The sequence below is a fragment of the Bradyrhizobium sp. USDA 3364 genome (assembly GCF_054056355.1).
In genome coordinates this window covers 3101615-3117717 of the sequence record NZ_JBSRYG010000002.1, presented here as the reverse complement: position 1 = coordinate 3117717, position 16103 = coordinate 3101615, and the positions used below count along the sequence as shown (strand labels likewise).

Annotated in this window: 13 protein-coding genes and 2 pseudogenes; 6 read left to right on the top strand and 9 right to left on the bottom strand. The window is 65.5% G+C overall.

Annotated features, from left to right (window positions below):
• Positions 1-122 precede the first annotated feature (122 nt).
• The 3 genes from yddG to ACVILL_RS14575 all read right to left on the bottom strand — a co-directional run bounded on the left by yddG (position 123) and on the right by ACVILL_RS14575 (position 3325).
• Positions 123-1025 carry an aromatic amino acid exporter YddG gene (gene yddG / locus ACVILL_RS14585; protein ID WP_456729678.1) on the bottom strand — a complete coding sequence of 301 codons (903 nt, stop codon included), beginning with the start codon at positions 1023-1025 and terminating at the stop codon, positions 123-125.
• A gap of 143 nt (positions 1026-1168) precedes the next feature.
• On the bottom strand, positions 1169-1894 hold the full coding sequence (gene phbB / locus ACVILL_RS14580) for an acetoacetyl-CoA reductase (protein WP_456729677.1): 726 nt from the start codon (positions 1892-1894) through the stop codon (positions 1169-1171).
• Between the two features lie 252 nt (positions 1895-2146).
• Positions 2147-3325: an acetyl-CoA C-acetyltransferase gene (locus ACVILL_RS14575; RefSeq protein WP_456729676.1), complete on the bottom strand. Its 1179-nt coding sequence runs from the start codon at positions 3323-3325 to the stop codon at positions 2147-2149.
• A gap of 313 nt (positions 3326-3638) precedes the next feature.
• Between ACVILL_RS14575 and phaR the strand changes: the two genes are divergently transcribed.
• Positions 3639-4229, top strand: a complete 591-nt coding sequence (gene phaR, locus ACVILL_RS14570; RefSeq protein WP_456729675.1) for a polyhydroxyalkanoate synthesis repressor PhaR — start codon at positions 3639-3641, stop codon at positions 4227-4229.
• 76 nt (positions 4230-4305) lie between these two features.
• Here the strand turns inward: phaR and ACVILL_RS14565 are convergent, their stop codons facing one another.
• The gene (locus tag ACVILL_RS14565; RefSeq protein ID WP_456729674.1) at positions 4306-6672 is read right to left on the bottom strand and encodes an acetamidase/formamidase family protein; all 2367 of its coding nucleotides are present in this window, start codon (positions 6670-6672) and stop codon (positions 4306-4308) included.
• 373 nt (positions 6673-7045) lie between these two features.
• Here ACVILL_RS14565 and ACVILL_RS14560 point away from each other — a divergent pair, with 373 nt between their 5' ends.
• Positions 7046-8500, top strand: coding sequence for an acetamidase/formamidase family protein (locus tag ACVILL_RS14560; protein WP_456729673.1), 1455 nt, complete (start codon positions 7046-7048; stop codon positions 8498-8500).
• Between the two features lie 234 nt (positions 8501-8734).
• On the opposite strand, the gene ACVILL_RS14555 is transcribed toward ACVILL_RS14560, so the two are convergent.
• Positions 8735-10426 carry a putative bifunctional diguanylate cyclase/phosphodiesterase gene (locus ACVILL_RS14555; RefSeq protein WP_456729672.1) on the bottom strand — a complete coding sequence of 564 codons (1692 nt, stop codon included), beginning with the start codon at positions 10424-10426 and terminating at the stop codon, positions 8735-8737.
• Between the two features lie 219 nt (positions 10427-10645).
• Between ACVILL_RS14555 and ACVILL_RS14550 the strand changes: the two genes are divergently transcribed.
• Positions 10646-10930 (top strand): hypothetical protein, encoded by a 285-nt coding sequence (locus ACVILL_RS14550; protein WP_456729671.1) that lies wholly within the window; start codon positions 10646-10648, stop codon positions 10928-10930.
• Between the two features lie 15 nt (positions 10931-10945).
• On the opposite strand, the pseudogene ACVILL_RS14545 reads toward ACVILL_RS14550, so the two are convergent.
• From ACVILL_RS14545 to mtgA, 3 genes and pseudogenes are all read right to left on the bottom strand, one after another.
• A pseudogene (locus ACVILL_RS14545) lies at positions 10946-11585 on the bottom strand (hypothetical protein).
• Positions 11586-11784: 199 nt separating this feature from the next.
• A complete protein-coding gene (gene rpmF / locus ACVILL_RS14540) occupies positions 11785-11970 on the bottom strand; it encodes a 50S ribosomal protein L32 (RefSeq protein WP_021077536.1) in 186 nt (61 codons plus the stop codon).
• Positions 11971-12129: 159 nt separating this feature from the next.
• A complete protein-coding gene (gene mtgA / locus ACVILL_RS14535; RefSeq protein ID WP_456729670.1) occupies positions 12130-12801 on the bottom strand; it encodes a monofunctional biosynthetic peptidoglycan transglycosylase in 672 nt (223 codons plus the stop codon).
• Between the two features lie 199 nt (positions 12802-13000).
• Here mtgA and ACVILL_RS14530 point away from each other — a divergent pair, with 199 nt between their 5' ends.
• The 3 genes from ACVILL_RS14530 (at position 13001) to ACVILL_RS14520 (ending at position 15334) form a co-directional block, all read left to right on the top strand.
• Positions 13001-13921 (top strand): polyprenyl synthetase family protein, encoded by a 921-nt coding sequence (locus ACVILL_RS14530; RefSeq protein WP_456729669.1) that lies wholly within the window; start codon positions 13001-13003, stop codon positions 13919-13921.
• Between the two features lie 9 nt (positions 13922-13930).
• A complete protein-coding gene (locus ACVILL_RS14525) occupies positions 13931-14611 on the top strand; it encodes a DUF1345 domain-containing protein (RefSeq protein WP_456729668.1) in 681 nt (226 codons plus the stop codon).
• A 360-nt stretch (positions 14612-14971) separates the two neighbouring features.
• Positions 14972-15334 (top strand): hypothetical protein, encoded by a 363-nt coding sequence (locus ACVILL_RS14520; RefSeq protein WP_456729667.1) that lies wholly within the window; start codon positions 14972-14974, stop codon positions 15332-15334.
• A gap of 13 nt (positions 15335-15347) precedes the next feature.
• On the opposite strand, the pseudogene ACVILL_RS14515 reads toward ACVILL_RS14520, so the two are convergent.
• Positions 15348-16063 (bottom strand): annotated as a pseudogene (locus tag ACVILL_RS14515) (IS5 family transposase).
• Between the last annotated feature and the right edge of the window lie 40 nt (positions 16064-16103).

The window sequence follows — 16103 nt, the reverse complement described above, 5'->3', positions numbered from 1 at the left end:
CCGCTCTATCCGCGTCATTGCGAGCAAAGCGAAGCAATCCATCGCGCGGCATACCCGGAAGCATTGGATTGCTTCGTCGCTATCGCTCCTCGCAATGACGCGGTGAATAGCTTCACAAGCTCTCAGGGTGACGGTGAAACAGGCTTCGCTTTGCCTGCCCCACTTCGCAACACCATGTCCTTTGCCGCGATCAGCCCGCCGCCGGCGATCAGGATCGCGGCGATGGCGATGTTGGCGCTGGGCTTGGCAAAGCCCGCGGCGATCAGGAACGCGGTCGAGAGCAGCGGCGTGGCGTAGGACGCGGCGCCGAGCACGCGGATGTCGCCGCGCTTCATGCCGATGTCCCAGGCAAAGAACGCCGCACCCACCGGACCGATGCCGAGTGCCGCAACCGCAAGCCATTGCAGCGGCGTTGCAGGCCACACCGTGGTCTCCACCATCGTGTGCATGAGCGCCGCGAGCACCGCGGTCGCAAGACAGAAGCCTGCGACCGCATCAGTCGGCACCGCCTTGAGCCGACGCGACATCACCGAATAGGCGGCCCACACGAACGCCGCAACGAACGCCGCCGCGAAGCCTGGGATCTGCTCCTTGGTGAAGGCGCCGGTATTGCCGGCGAACAGCAGCACGGTGCCGGCGAGGCCGAGCAGTGCGCCGACGATGTGATGGATCGCAAGCCGCTCGCCCGGCAGCAGCGAGGAGAACAGCACGATCAACAACGGCCAGAGATAATTGAGCAGGCCGGCCTCGGCCGGCGGCGCGAAGCGCAGCGCCAGAAAATACAGCGCGTGATAACCGAACAGCCCGCCGACGCCGACGACCCAGGCGATCACCGGCTGCTTCAGCGCGCCGAAGGCCGCCGGCCGCAGCAGGAAGCTTGCGAACGCGACCGCAGCGCCGATCGCAAACGTCATGGCGGCGAGCTGGAACGCCGGGATCTTGCCGGTCGCAACCGTCATGACCGACAGCAGCGACCACATCAGGATGGCGGTCAGTCCGACAAGGGTGGCAGTTCGGGTCGTCATTTGAATTCAATCCGTCGTGGCCGGGTCACGGCCGGCCACCTCATTGCTTCGCGCCGAGTGGTTGTAAAGACGAAAATGCCCGGCACAAGGCCGGGCATCTCGACTTGATTGAGGGCGCCTGCGACGCGACGACGCTTCCGGCGTCAGGCGTGATACTGGCCGCCGTTCACGGTCAGCGTCGAGCCGGTGATGAAGCCCGCGTCGTCGGCCGCGAGGAAGACCACCGCGCGCGCGATCTCCTCGGGTTCGCCGAGCCGATTGACCGGAATCTGCGGGATCACGTTCTTCTCGAGCACGTCCTTCGGCACCGCCTGCACCATTTCGGTGTTGATGTAGCCGGGGCAGATCACGTTGACGGTGATGCCGCCCTTGGCGTTCTCCAGCGCCAGCGCCTTGGTGAAGCCGATGTCGCCGGCCTTTGCCGCCGAGTAGTTGACCTGGCCGAACTGGCCCTTCTGGCCGTTGATCGAGGAGATCGAGATGACGCGGCCGAACTTGCGGGCACGCATGCCCTCGATCACCTGGCGCGTCATGTTGAACAGCGAGCCGAGGTTGGTGTTGATCACGGCATTCCACTGCTCGACCGTCATCTTGTGGAATGCGGTATCCTTGGTGATACCGGCATTGTTGACGAGCACGTCGACCGGGCCGAGATCGGCCTCGACCTGCTTCACGCCGGCCGCGCAGGCGTCGAAGGACGCAACGTCCCACCTGTAGACGGGGATCCCGCTCTCCGCCTTGAACTTCTCCGCCGCGGCGTCATTGCCGGCGTAGCTTGCCGCCACCTTGTAGCCCGCCGCTTTCAGCGCCTTGCTGATCGCAGCTCCAATGCCCCGCGTTCCGCCCGTCACCAATGCAACACGTGCCATGTCCGTCTCCTCCTTGGCCGTCTTTTATAACCGGATAACTCCGGTCTACGCACTCACAACCAAGCGCGATGAGATCGTCGCGCTTCAGCTCCCTTTTGAGCATGATCGTTTCGGAAAACCGCCTCACACTTGTCCGGATCATGCTCTCGAAAACAAAAATGCCCGGCGCAAAGCCGGGCATCTGTTTTATCAGCTCGCGCCACGGTTGACAGATGATCTTTTCATCACCTAACCCGCCTCGCTGCCTTTTGTTCAGTCGCGTGCAACGCACATAGCGATGCCCATGCCGCCGCCGATGCACAGCGTCGCGAGACCCTTCTTGGCATCGCGCTTCTGCATCTCGTGCAGCAGCGTCACCAGCACGCGCGCACCGGACGCGCCGACCGGATGGCCGATCGCGATCGCGCCGCCATTGACGTTGACCTTGGCCGGATCCCAGCCGAGGTCCTTGTTGACGGCGCAGGCCTGCGCCGCGAACGCCTCGTTGGCCTCGATCAGGTCGAGGTCGGCGATGTTCCAGCCGGCCTTCTTCAGCGCGGTGCGCGAGGCGGGGATCGGGCCGGTGCCCATGATCTTGGGGTCGACGCCGGCCTGGCCCCACGAGACGATGCGGGCGAGCACCTTCTTGCCCTGCTTGGCGGCTTCCTTGGCGGTCATCAGCACGACGGCGGCGGCGCCGTCATTGATGCCGGAGGCGTTGCCGGCGGTCACGGTGCCGTCCTTCTCGAAGGCCGCGCGGAGCTTGGCCATCGCATCGAGAGTGGCGCCATGGCGCGGATACTCGTCGGCGTCGACCACGATATCGCCCTTGCGGGACTTGATGGTGACCGGGACGATCTCGTCCTTGAACTTGCCGGCCTTCTGCGCCGCCTCGGCCTTGTTCTGCGAGCCGACCGCGAACTCGTCCTGCTGCGAACGGGTGATCTGGTACTGCTTGGCGACGTTCTCGGCGGTGTTGCCCATGTGGTAACCGTTAAAGGCATCCCAGAGGCCGTCCTTGATCATGGTGTCGATCAGCTCGAGGCCGCCCATCTTGACGCCGCCACGCAGATATTGCGCGTGCGGGGCCATGCTCATCGATTCCTGGCCGCCCGCGACGACGATCGAGGAGTCGCCGTTGAGCAGCGCCTGGTAGCCGAGCGCGACCGTGCGCAGGCCCGAGCCGCAGAGCTGGTTGACGCCCCAGGCCGGGCTTTCCACCGGAATGCCGGCCGCGATCGAGGCCTGGCGGGCCGGGTTCTGGCCTTGAGCGGCAGTGAGGATCTGGCCCATGATGACCTCGGAGACCTGGCCGGCCTCGACGCCGGCGCGCTCCAGCGCCGCCTTGATGGCGATCGCGCCGAGATCGTGGGCCGGCGTGGTGGCGAACGCGCCGTTGAAGCTACCGACGGGGGTGCGGGCGGCGCTGACGATGACGACATCGTCTGACATGGACATCTCCTATGGTTGTAGCTGGGTTTCTCGACGGCGGGCGGCCGGTTTGGCGGGCCTGTCTCTTGATGACTATCCTGTAAATCTGATTGAGGCCTGTCAATCGGACTGTCGCGCAAATCGCGCCGCGGCGCACTCAAAATGACGCCCTTGGTACATTCCTGAGCAAATCCTATGCTTTGGAATTAACCGCACAGCACAAAACTGTAGCCGAACCGCTTTGAAAATGCTTACCTTTGCTGCGATGCGTTGCATTTAGCCCTGCGGCGATGCCGTCGGGGTTCCAGGTTCTTCGGTGTTGAAGTGAGAGCCCATGGCAAAATCTGAACAACCGACCACGATCAAGAAATACGCGAACCGGCGGCTCTATAATACCGGTACGAGCACCTATGTGACGCTCGAGGACCTCGCGGCGATGGTGAAGGAAGGCGAGGATTTCCTCGTCTATGATGCCAAGACCGGCGACGACATTACCCGCTCCGTGCTTGCGCAAATCATCTTCGAACAGGAAAACAAGGCCGGGCAGAACCTGCTGCCGACGACCTTCCTGCGGCAGCTGATCCGCTTCTACGGCGACAGCATGCAGATGGTGGTGCCGAAATATCTCGAACAGTCGATCGAGACGCTGACCAAGGAACAGGAGAAGTTCCGCAAGCAGATCGCGGGCGCCCTGAGCGGGACGCCGTTTGCTCCCTTGGAAGAACAAGTCCGCCGCAACATGGAGCTGTTCCAGCAGACCTTCTCGATGTTCAAGCCGTTCGTGCCGCCGCGCGGCGGCGCCGAGCCCGAGAAGGTGCCGGAGCCCACACCTGACGACGGCAACATCGACGACCTTCGCCGCCAGATGAAGGACATGCAGGAACGCCTCGAGCGCATGTCACAGCCGGCGAAGAAGGACGAATAGTCCCTTCGCCGGTCGGCCGGACCACCGGCCGTATCGCCTTCGCGGAAATCCCGACGGCGCCGGCTCTTTGCCGGCGTCAGGCGCCCCTCGCTTCGCCGAGCATGCTCTTGCGGACGATCGCGTGCACGCCCCAATTGCCGTCGGCCACCTGCGTGACGCCGAAATCGACGCCGAGTGAGATCAGCGCCAGCGCCTCGTCCTCGCTGAGGCCATAGCACTCCATCAGGAATTTGCGCGTCGCCCGGAATGCGTTGCGCAGCGCCAGATCGACCGACGAGCGCTGGTAGATTTCCGACTGCGCGTTGCGCCCGAGTTCGCGCAGATAATTGCCGTAGCTGAAGCCGTGCAGGATCCACTCCTCCGGCGTTTCCAGCAGCGGATGCGCAAGCCCCTCGACATGCGGCCTGGTCGCCTTGCCGCTCTTGTGCACGATGAAGCGAAACTGGCCGGTGAGCGAGAGCTCAAGCGCGGTGCCGTTGACCTCGCCGTCGCCTTGCGCGAAATGCGGATCGCCGATCGAGAACAGCGCGCCGGGCACCGCGACCGGCAGATACAGCGTGGTGCCCCTGGTGGCGCGCCAATTGTCGACATTGCCGCCGAAATAGCCGGGCGGAATGGAATCGATGATGTCGGACTCGCGCGGCGCCACCGCCATGAAGCCGAAATGCAGCCGCGCCGGAATCCGCACGCCGGCGAGCACGCCGGGCCGCTTCTCGATGGTGGCGTGATCGACCGGCACGCCCGGATAATCCATCGTCTCGTGGCGCACGCCGAACGGATCGGTCTGCGGCGTCCAGCGATAGGAGTAGAGCGCGCGCGCCCATTCGGCCTGCGCGTCGGTCTCGAAGATCGTGATGGTCTCGCGCCTGGCCGGCGGGTCGATCAGGTCATTGTACTGAAAGCCCCACCAGGCCGCGGCATTGCTGCCGAACGACTTGCCGGCGAAGGCCGGGTTGGCCGACGGCCGCGGCCAGATGTCGAGGATCTGCACCTCGAGGACGTCGCCGGGCTCCGCGCCGCAGACATGGATCGGGCCGGTGCAGATGTGCACGCCAAAGCCTTCGCCGGCGCCGCGGCCGAAGATCGAACCGTCCATCGGTCCCGCGCCGCGCCGTTCGACCGACTTGCCCTGGGCGGTCCAGTGAAACACGCTCTCGGCGCCGGGATCGCCCTTGATCATGCGTTCGTAATCGTCGAAGGCGTGCTGGGTCAGCGTCTCGATCGTCACCAGCGCGCCCGACTGCACGCGCATGACCGGCGGGATGGCGCGGCTGAGATAGCCCCAATGGGCGGTCTCCCTGCAAATCTTGAGATGGTGCTGCGAGGCGCCGCGTCCTTCCGGCGCCGCCAGAGGCGGCTCGTCCGGCAGCACCGGCTCTTGCGGCACCGCCGTGTCGCGCGCCACCGCACTTGGCGCGAGCCGCAACACCGTTGCGCTGCCGCGCGCCAGCCGCGGCCGGCCGCGGGTGCGCTCGGTCTCGGCATCGCGCGGCACCGCCTTGCGGAAGTCGCGCGGCGAGGTACCGTAGGTCGCGCTGAACATGCGGCTGAAATGCGCCTGATCGGTGAAGCCCCAGCGATAGCTGATTTCGGCGATGCGCTGGTCGGCATAGTTCGGATCGATCAGGTCGTTGCAGCACCGTTCCAGCCGCCGCTCGCGCACATAGGCCGAGAACGTCGTGCTCTGCCGCTCGAACAGCCGCTGCAGATAGCGCTGCGACAGCCCTTCCTGGCGCGCGATGTCGGCGATGGTCAGGCTGGCATTGCCCAGTTGGGCCTCGATCGCGGCATCGACCCGCCGCAGATGGCCGGCCTGGACCTGCGTCATCGCTTCGGCGTCGAGCCGCGTCTCGCCGAGCAATGCACCGGCGACGAGCTCGGTGATCGCAACCTCGGCCGTGGCGAGATCGGCCTTGTCCACGATCGCGAAATTGCCGCCCAATGTCCGCATCACCGGACGGACCGCAGCAGCCGCGATCGTCGCGCCGAGCACGGCCGGCAGGCGCAAGCGATTGTGGCCGAGCCTGCCGAGCAGCCGCTCGCGCGGCAACTCCAGCAGCAGGATCTCGAAATCCTCCCGCAACATCATGCGCCAGGGCGATTGCAGGTCGCACACCGCGACGTCGTTGTCGGCGAACTCGCAACTGCGCGGGCCGGACGCGATGCTGCCGCGACCGTAGGCATGGAAGATGATGGCAACCCGCGCCGGCACTCCCGGCGACGCCGCATGACCGTTGCAGACGATCTGCTGCTCGGTGGAGCGCAGCAGCGCAAGCTGCGCGCCGCTGGTCGAGCGCTTCGCGGTCAACTCGCCGAACTGGAACTGGCCGGCCTCCGGCAATTCGCAATCGAGCTGCAGTCCGGCCAGCACCTCGCGCCAGACCTCCCGCCGGTTTTGCCGCGGGATCGCATCGACCGAAACCCGGTAGGTCGTCGCGACCATCACCCCTCCTGGCCGGAGCGTCGCGACCTTCAAGTCACGGCGCCGTGAAGGCAGCGTGCACCGATTGCAGGCAGGCGGCAAGCGTGTTGCGTCAGCACATGCTGCCCAGCCTGCGTGCAATGCCGCGTCTGCCGAGCAAGGGCCGTCTGCGCTGATCGCAGCGCAACTTGATCGAATGCGTCCAAATTCTTGACCATTGCGGCCATGCCGCGATGCGAAGGAGGCGACGGCAGGCGACTTGCAGGCCTTTGCGCGTGCTTTCACGCCGCGAGGAACAGAAGAGCGCCTGCAAATTATTGGGCGCGCCCGGTCATGTCGGGATGGCGCGGCGCGATGCACTCTCACGCCCACTTCGACCCAAGGAGAGCCAAAGATGTGCGCAGGTGACGACAAGAACTGCCCGGACTTCGAATTGCATCATCGCCAGTTCAAGGAGACCCTCGACCGGGAACGCCGCTCGTTCCTGCGCTCGAGCTTCGCGGCGGCGGGCGGCGCGGCGGCGATGACCGCCGGCGGCATCTCGCTGGTGACGCCGAAGATGGCGGCCGCCGCCGAGAAGCATCAGCCGGCGCAGCGCGCCTATCACCATCTGCCGGCGAATGCCGACACCGTGCATTGGGGCTATTTCAGCAAGACGCTGAAGCCGCGCGTCGAGATCAATTCCGGGGACTTCATCACGATCGAGGCGCTGACGCATCACGCCAATGACGACGCTGAGCGCATGGTCAAGGGCGACCCCGGCGTCGAGAGCGTGTATCTCTGGACCAAGGAGAAGAAGGGCGTGAACCGGCGCGGCGCCGGCCCGATGGATGCCTCGCTGTTCGGACGCGGCGCGGGCGAAGGCCTCGGCGTGCATATCTGCACCGGGCCGGTGTTCGTGCGCGGTGCCGAGGAAGGCGACGTGCTCGAGCTGCGTATCATCGACGTGGCGCCGCGGCCCTGCGCCAACCCGAAATATTCCGGCAAGGCGTTCGGCAGCAACGCTGCGGCATCGTGGGGCTTCCACTACAAGGATCTGCTCACCGAGCCGAAGCCGCGCGAGGTCGTCACGATCTACGAGGTCGACGCCACCGGTGAGCGCAACTGGGCGCGCGCCGTCTACAACTTCACCTGGACGCCGCAGACCGATCCGTCCGGCGTGGTGCACAAGACCATCGACTATCCCGGCGTGCCGGTCGATCATTCGACGGTCAAGGAGAACCACGGCATCCTGAAGAACGTCCGCATCCCGGTGCGTCCGCATTTCGGCGTGATCGGGCTTGCGCCCAAGGAGGCCGAGTTCGTCGATTCGATCCCGCCGAGCTACACCGGCGGCAACATCGACAATTGGCGCATCGGCAAGGGCGCCACGATGTATTACCCGGTGGCGGTCGAGGGCGGGCTGCTCTCGGTCGGCGATTCCCACGCCTCGCAGGGCGATTCCGAACTGTGCGGCACCGCGATCGAATGCTCGCTCAACGGCACCTTCCAGATCATCCTGCACAAGAAGGCGGACCTCGCCGGCACCGCGCTGGAAGCGCTCGACTATCCGATGCTGGAGACCCAGGACGAGTGGCTGGTGCACGGCTTCAGCTACGCCAACTATCTGAGCGAGCTCGGCTCCGGCGCGCAGACCGAGATCTACAAGAAGTCGTCGGTCGACCTCGCTCTGCGCGACGCCTTCCGCAAGATGCGCAGGTTCCTGATGACGACGAAGAAGCTGACCGAGGACGAGGCCATCTCGCTGATCTCGCTCGGCGTCGATTTCGGCGTCACCCAGGTGGTCGACGGCAATTGGGGCGTCCACGCGGTGATCCGCAAGGACATCTTCGCCGGCGGCGACAGCTGACGAAAGGCCAGGAACGAGCGTGGCGGTCAGCCGAAGAAAGGCGAGTAGGGCTTTGCTGCGCGCACCTAATCCAACGTCGCCCCGGCGAAAGCCGGGGCCCATAACCACAAATGTCGGTTGCTCAAAGCAAGCGTCTGCCAGATCGCTTTATCGAGAAGCCGCGGCGTATGGGTCCCGGCCCCCGTGCGCAATTGCGCACTAGGCCGGGACGACACTGTCAATTTGGCGAATAGCTCACCCGGCGGCCGGAACCGTCTTCTCCGCCGGCACGTTCCACGGCCGGTCCGGCGAGGCGAGGCCTATCAGGCGGCCCTGGATGAAGTCGCAGCCCCATTCGCGCAGCATCGCGGCGGCTTCCTCGTCCTGCACCCACTCGGCGACGGTCTTGATTTCAAGCCGGCGCGCGAGATCGATCAGCGTCTGCACGAAAGCGCGGTCGTCTGCCGAGCGCACGATGTTCTGCACGAAGGCGCCGTCGATCTTGACAATATCGACACCGAGCTTGCGCAGGTTGCGGAACGAGGTGTAGCCGGCGCCGAAATCGTCGATCGCGATCCGGCTGCCGAAATTCTTCAGCCGCGTGACGAAGCCGCGAACGTCGTCGATGTCCTGGATCGCGACCGTCTCGGTGATCTCGACGATCAGTCGCTCGCCGACGCCGGGATGCGCACGCATCAGCGATTCGATGGTGGCCCACCAGTCCGGATCCATCGTGGTGTCGGGCGAGATGTTGAGGCTGAGCTGCACGCCGGGCGCTGCGGCGAGCTCGGCGATGGCGAGCTCCAGCACGCGGTGATCGACCAGCCGGATCAGGCCGAGCCGCTCGGCGACCGGCACGATGTCGGGCGCGAGCAGCGCGCGGCCGTCGTCCTGCTCCATGCGAACCAGGCACTCGTAGAACGCGGGCTGGCGCAGGCGTGCATCGACCACGGGTTCGAAGCCGATCACGATGCGGCGTTCGTTCAGCGCGGTGACGATCTCGTCGGTGACGCGGATGTTGACGCGGCGCTGCGCATCGCGCTCGACATTCGGCTTCCACAGCGCGAACGAGCCGGCGCGGCGGCTCTTGGCGGCGTCCAGCGTCTCCTGGGCGCGGTTGACCGCCTCCTCCGCCGACCTCGCATGGCGCGGGATGGTGACGGCGCCGATCGAGACCGTGACCGACACCGGGCCGGACTTGGTCGGCACCACCTCGTCGCGGACCGCGGCCAGGAAGCGCTCGGCCGCGACGTTGGTATCGTCGACGGTGCAGTTGCGCAGGATCAGGCCGAACTTGTTGCCGGAGAAGCGGCCGAGCATATCGCCGCTGCGCAGCCGGGCGCGGATCCGCTTCGCGACCTCGGCGATGACGGCATCGGCAACGTCGAAGCCGAAGGCATCGTTGACGCGCGCCAAATGATCGATGCCGATCAGCATGAAGGCGCAGGAGGTGCGGAAGCGCGCGCACTCCTCGATCGCCTCCGCGAGCGAGGCGATCAGATTGGTGCGGTTGAGCTCGTTGGTCAGCGGATCGTGCCGCGACAGTTTCAAGAGCTGCTCGTCGCGGGCGTGCCGCTCATTGTTGATGCGGACGACGCCCTGCACCAGCGCCGGCCGGCCGTCGGCGCCTGCAAACCAGCAGCCGGTCTCCTCGATCCAGATCACCGGCGCCGAAGTGATGGCGCGCACGCCATATTCGATCCGGTAGGGAACGCCCTCCCCGCTCAGTGCCGGCGCCGACTTGCCGAGCCCATCCGACCGAACCGAGCGCAATGGCTCGATCAGCTTGGCGAGCTCGACGCCGCTTGCAAGCGCCGCAGGGGGGATGTCCGGGAAGACCGTCGCCACGTTGTCGCTCCACGCGATCGCGTCGGTCGCCAGGTCCCAGGCGAATGTCGCTTGGCCGAGCGAGGCGAGGATGCTGGCAGCCGGCGGGACAGGGGGCATCGAACATGTCTCGATTCGGGACGGCGCCCGGTGATTCTCCACGCACTCAAGATAGTGGTTCCGGCGAATCCAACGCTAGGAGAAGTTGATAAATAATCTGGAAACCACGTTTTCGACTGCCCGGGAACGAACTGGGGATGGCGGGCATGACCCTTGCCACAAGGAGGTTGCGGAGGGACGCAACGTCCCAAACTATGACGCTCCAACGGGTCGCAGGCGATGCTCGATATCGATCAGTCAGAAAACCTGGACGGTGAGTTCACAGGCGATGCCGGAGCAACCAGCACCGCCCTGGTGCCGCTGGCCGCGACCACCCATTGGGCGCCCAAGATCCCGCTGCCGCATGCCGACCCGTCGTTTGTGGCGCACCTGATCGCGACCGCGGCGCACGAACCGCAGACGCGCGGGCTGCGGCGTGGGTCACTGGCCGACGCGCAGAGCGCCTACGGCCCGCATACCGACGAGCGCCGCAGCGTGGCGCGGCGCACAAGGCAAATCATCTAGATAGATTAGGAAGGATCAGCGCTGCGGCGCGTCCGACGGCGGGTGGCCGCCGGGCTGCAAATCCGGCGAGGTGACCGTCGGCTTTGGCGCGGACTGATCGAGCAGCACGGATTCCGCGACCGATGTCGCGGTCGGAACCGGCGCGGCCGGCGGTGGCGCGGCAGGCGTCGGTGCGGCGACGGGCGCCGGTTCAGGCCGCGGCGTTGGCTGCGCGACCGGCGGCGCCTCGGGGGCCGCAGGCTGCGATCTGCTGACGCTCGGTGCCGGTGCGGCGGGTACGGCGACCGCGCGGCGGCGGGTGCGCAGCGCAATGCCGGAAATGAAAATCGACCAGCGCCAGCAGCGCGAGCAGGAAATAGGTCGAGTTGCCGAATTTCGGCCAGAGCACGAATTCGGCAGCAGCAGCGCCGAACACGATCAGCGACAACAGATGATCGGTGAGAAATTTCGCGCCGGGGCGCGCGCCCTTGATGACCTCGAGCAGCAACAGCAGCACGCCGGCGGCGAGCAGCATGTCGCTGAGCGTGATCTGCCATTCCTCGCCCGACAGCAATGTCAGCCTGATCAGCGGATCCGTGAAGGACACGCCGGGCATCAGGAAGGCGATGATGTTGTAGACCGCGAGCGGAACGAGCAGCAGCGGAAAACCGACCATCGGGGCTTGCGCCTTATTCAGGGAGAACAGCAATGCGGCGATGCTCGGTGGCCTCGCCGCGGATGCGCCCGTCTTGACCGCACTCGTTGGCCGAATTCAGGCGCAGCGCCGTTTTGATTGGAGCATGATCTTACCGGAAAACCGCTAAGCACTTTTCCGGATCATGCTCTAGCCAGCGGCGCGACAACCGAATGTCCGATCAGGACTCTTTCTTGGCCTTCAGGACTTGGCGGCCCTTGTACATGCCGGTCTTCAGGTCGAGGTGGTGCGGCCGGCGCAGCTCGCCGGAGTCCTTGTCCTCGACATAGGTCGGGGTCTTGATCGCATCGGCCGAGCGGCGCATGCCACGGCGCGACGGCGAGGTTTTTCTTCTGGGAACGGCCATGACGGTGTCCTCTAGGGGTGTTGCGGAGGCATCGTCCGAAATGGGGACGAGCGCACAGCGCTTCAAAGCGCCAGCTGCGATGCCGGTAAGGCCGCGCTTATAGAGGAAGGGCCCGCGTAAAGCTAGGGCCGGAGACAGCAAAATGCGCCCGAAATCGGCTCAGGAGCCGCGATTTTCGCGCCAGCAGCGGGTCACGGAGTTGGCCCGGGCCATATAGGTGCCGGACAGCCTGCGCACCCCCGGCCCCGGGTTGCGGGCGTTCCTCTTGACCGGATTCGGCAGGATCGCCGCCAAAAGCGCCGCTTCGCGGGGCGATAGTGCCGCGGCCGACCGGCCGAAGGCATATTGCGCTCCGGCTTCGGCGCCAAACTGGCCGGATGGGCCCATTTCCGCGATGTTGAGGTAGATTTCCAGGATCCGCTGCTTGGGCAGCACCAGATCGATCCAGAGCGCCAGCGGCAGCTCCAGCCCCTTCCGGATCACGCTGCGGCCGGACCACAGGAACAGGTTCTTGGCGACCTGCTGGGTGATGGTCGAGCCGCCGCGCGCCACCTCGCCGTCTTCGGCGTCGTCCAGCACCTCGCGCAGCGCACCCCAGTCGATGCCCCGGTGCTTGCAGAAATGCGCGTCCTCCGCGCCGACCACGGACCGCGGCAGGTAGGGCGACATCGTGCCGAAATCGATCCAATGCCGCGTGACCGGGGCCCCTCGCAGGGTCCGCCACGCCATCAGGGCCGAAACCGGCTGGCCGGTGCGGTAGAACGGCGCCACCAGATAGGGCAGCAACAGCAGGGCCAGCAAAACCAGCAATAAAATTCGGACAATGCGCAAGACGAGGGTTTCCGGGGAGGACCTTTCCAGGAAGGATTTGGAACCCGCCCGCCAGAACACGGCCGGCGCCGTCAGACGTCTGCGGGATAATTCACGGTTTTTCCAGCACTTTTAAGGCGCAATCCGTCGCAGGGTGGAATTGACGAAGCCGATCCCATCAACGATTGTCCGGCCGAAAATCGATCTGGAGCAATTCTTAATGACGACCGGTACTGCAGAGTTTTCCAAGCGGCTGGACCAGACCGCGGAGGATACCGAAGCCCTGCTCGCGAAACTGCTGTCCGACGCGACCGAGAGCGACGAGATCGTGCGCCCGAAGCGGCTGATCGAGGCCATGCGCTATTCGAGCCTCGGCGGCGGCAAGCGGTTGCGGCCGTTCCTCGTGGTCGAGAGCGCGGCGGTGTTCGGCGTTCCCCGCGAATCCGCGCTGCTGGCCGGCGCTGCGCTCGAATGCATCCACTGCTACTCGCTGATCCACGACGACCTGCCGGCGATGGACAATTCCGACCTGCGCCGCGGTCGCCCGACCCTGCACAAGGCCTATGACGACGCGACCGCGATCCTCGCCGGCGACGCGCTGCTCACGATCGCCTTCGACATCATCACCCGCGATGCGATCCACAAGGACGCCCAGGTGCGCCTGCTGCTGACCCGTGCGCTGGCACGCGCCTCCGGCGTCGGTGGCATGGCCGGCGGCCAGATCCTCGATCTTGCCGGCGAAGGCCGCTTCGGCGACCGCGAGCCGGTCGACGTCGCCCGCCTGCAGCAGATGAAGACCGGCGCGCTGCTCCGCTTCGGCTGCATCGCCGGCGCGATCCTCGGCCAGTCCTCGCCGCAGGAATACCAGGCGCTCGACGATTACGGCAAAGCGCTCGGCGAAGCCTTCCAAATCGCCGACGATCTGCTCGACGTCGAGGGCGACGCCGCCGCACTCGGCAAGCCTGCCGGCGCCGACGCCGCGCTCGGCAAGACCACCTTCGTCACCCAGCTCGGCATCGATGGCGCCAAGCAGCGCGTGCGCGACCTCCTGGCCCGCGCCGACGCTGCGCTGTCGGTGTTCGGCAGCCGCGGCGACGTGCTGCGCGCGGCGGCCCGCTTCGTCGCAGAGCGCAAAAACTAGCAGCGCGACATGAACAAGGAGTTCGACGACCGCCTTGTTCGTTTCCGCAAGCTGCCGATGCCGGTCCGCGTCGTCGTGGGCCGGCCGCGCACCTTCGTCTCGATCGCATTAGGCATCGTCGTCGCCCTGCTGATCCCCGGCTCGACACGCCTCGTCACGCGCCTGCTCGCCGGCTGGGACGCCTTCGCCGCGCTCTATCTCGTGCTCGCCTATGTGATGATGCTGCGCTGTGGCGTCGCCCACATCAAGCGCAGCGCCAAATTGCAGGACGATGGCCGTTTCCTGATCCTGCTGCTGACGGCGTTCGGCGCGCTGGCGAGCCTGCTGGCCATCGTGTTCGAACTCGGCGCCTCCAAGGGCAGCCCGGCCGGACTGGCGGTGGCAATCGTCACCATCACGCTGTCATGGACGATGGTCCACACCGCGTTCGCGCTGCACTACGCCCACGAATTCTACCGCGGCAAGACGTCCGGCGGATTGCAGTTCCCGAGCGGCGATGCACATGCCGACGCCGATTACTGGGACTTCGTCTATTTCTCGTTCGTGATCGGGATGACCGCGCAGGTCTCCGACGTCGGCATCACCGACAAGATCATCCGCCGCACAGCGACGGTGCACGGCATCATCTCGTTCGTGTTCAACACCGCGCTGCTGGCCCTGATGGTGAACATCGCGGCGAGCGCGATCTAGATCGCAATGCGTTTCCACGGAAACGCATCACGATCTCATCTCTTGTTTGTTGAGCATGGTCTTTTCGGAAAACCGGTTTCCACTTTTCCGGATCATGCTCTAGCAGCGCGATTTCAATCGCCGTCCCATGGGCTCGTCATGCCCGGGCTCGTCCCGGGCATCCGCGTGTTACGTTCCGCTGGTTGGAAAGACATGGATGGCCGGGACAAGCCCGGCCATGACCGCGTGGGACCGGCGGTTCGGATTTGGCTGGTCACGACATTTCGGGCACGATCGCGCCAACGAGAACAAGACACGGAGGACGTCATGCGGGGCACAAGCGCACCGGTTCCAGCCGCCCGATCCGGCACGATCGGCGGCATGGCCCGAAGTCTCCTCGCCCTCGCGCTGCTGGCCGGCTGCGTCGCGGGCTGCGGCCTGGTCGACGCCGTGTTCGACGGCTTCAAGCACGCCAAGGCCGTCGAGAACGACCTCTTTGCGATGGTCGGGGTCAAACCGGCGGTCGCGTTCAATTGGCACAATGGCCGGCTCACATCGGTAACCGTCACCTTCCCGAACCTGCTCCAGGATAGGCCGATGCAGGAACTCGCCGACGCCGCGCGCACCGCGGTCGGCAAGGAGTTCAAGCAGCGCGCCGACAACGTCGTGCTCGCCTTCTCGCTGGGGCCGTCCGAGACCAGTTCGGTCCAAGCCGACCAGACTCAGGGCAAGCACTTGCCCTAGGTGGTGTGGACACTTATCGTGTCCATAGGACGATTGCAGCGAGAGTGACGACGGCTCGGTAATTTCGGGCTGTCTTTTCGAAGCGCGTTGCGACGCGGCGGAACTGCTTGAGTTTGCTGAAGCAGCATTCGACGAGATGCCGCTGGGCATAGAGATGCTTGTCGAGCGGATGCTTGAGTGCACGTGACGGGTTGTTGGGGATGACGGCGAGCGCGCCCTTGGCCGCGATGGCTTGGCGCAAGTGATCGGCGTCATAGGCCGTATCGGCCATGACCACCTCGGCGGGCAATCCCTCAATCAAGGTGGCGGCTTGCGGTGCATCGCCCTTCTGGCCCGCGGTGAGCGTGAACCGCACGGGGCATCCCAAACCTCGGACGGCCATATGTATCTTGGTGCTCAAGCCGCCGCGCGAGCGGCCGATCGCCTGATCTTCAGACCCCCTTTTTTCGCCCCGGCGGCGTGCTGATGCGCCCGGACGATGGTGGAATCGACGATCAGATATTCGAAGTCCGGATCATCGGACATCGCCTCGAAGATCCGCAACCAGACACCCTTGGTGCTCCATCGACTGAAGCGCCGGAACACGCTGTTCCAATCCCCAAACGCCTCCGGAAGATCACGCCAGGGAGAGCCGGTGCGAACGATCCAGAGCACCCCTTCCACGAACATCCGGTTGTCGCGTCCGGTCGAACCCTTCTGGTCAGGCCGGCCGATGATGAGCGGCGCCATGCGCTCCCAAGCCGCGTCGCTCAACACCAAACGATCCATC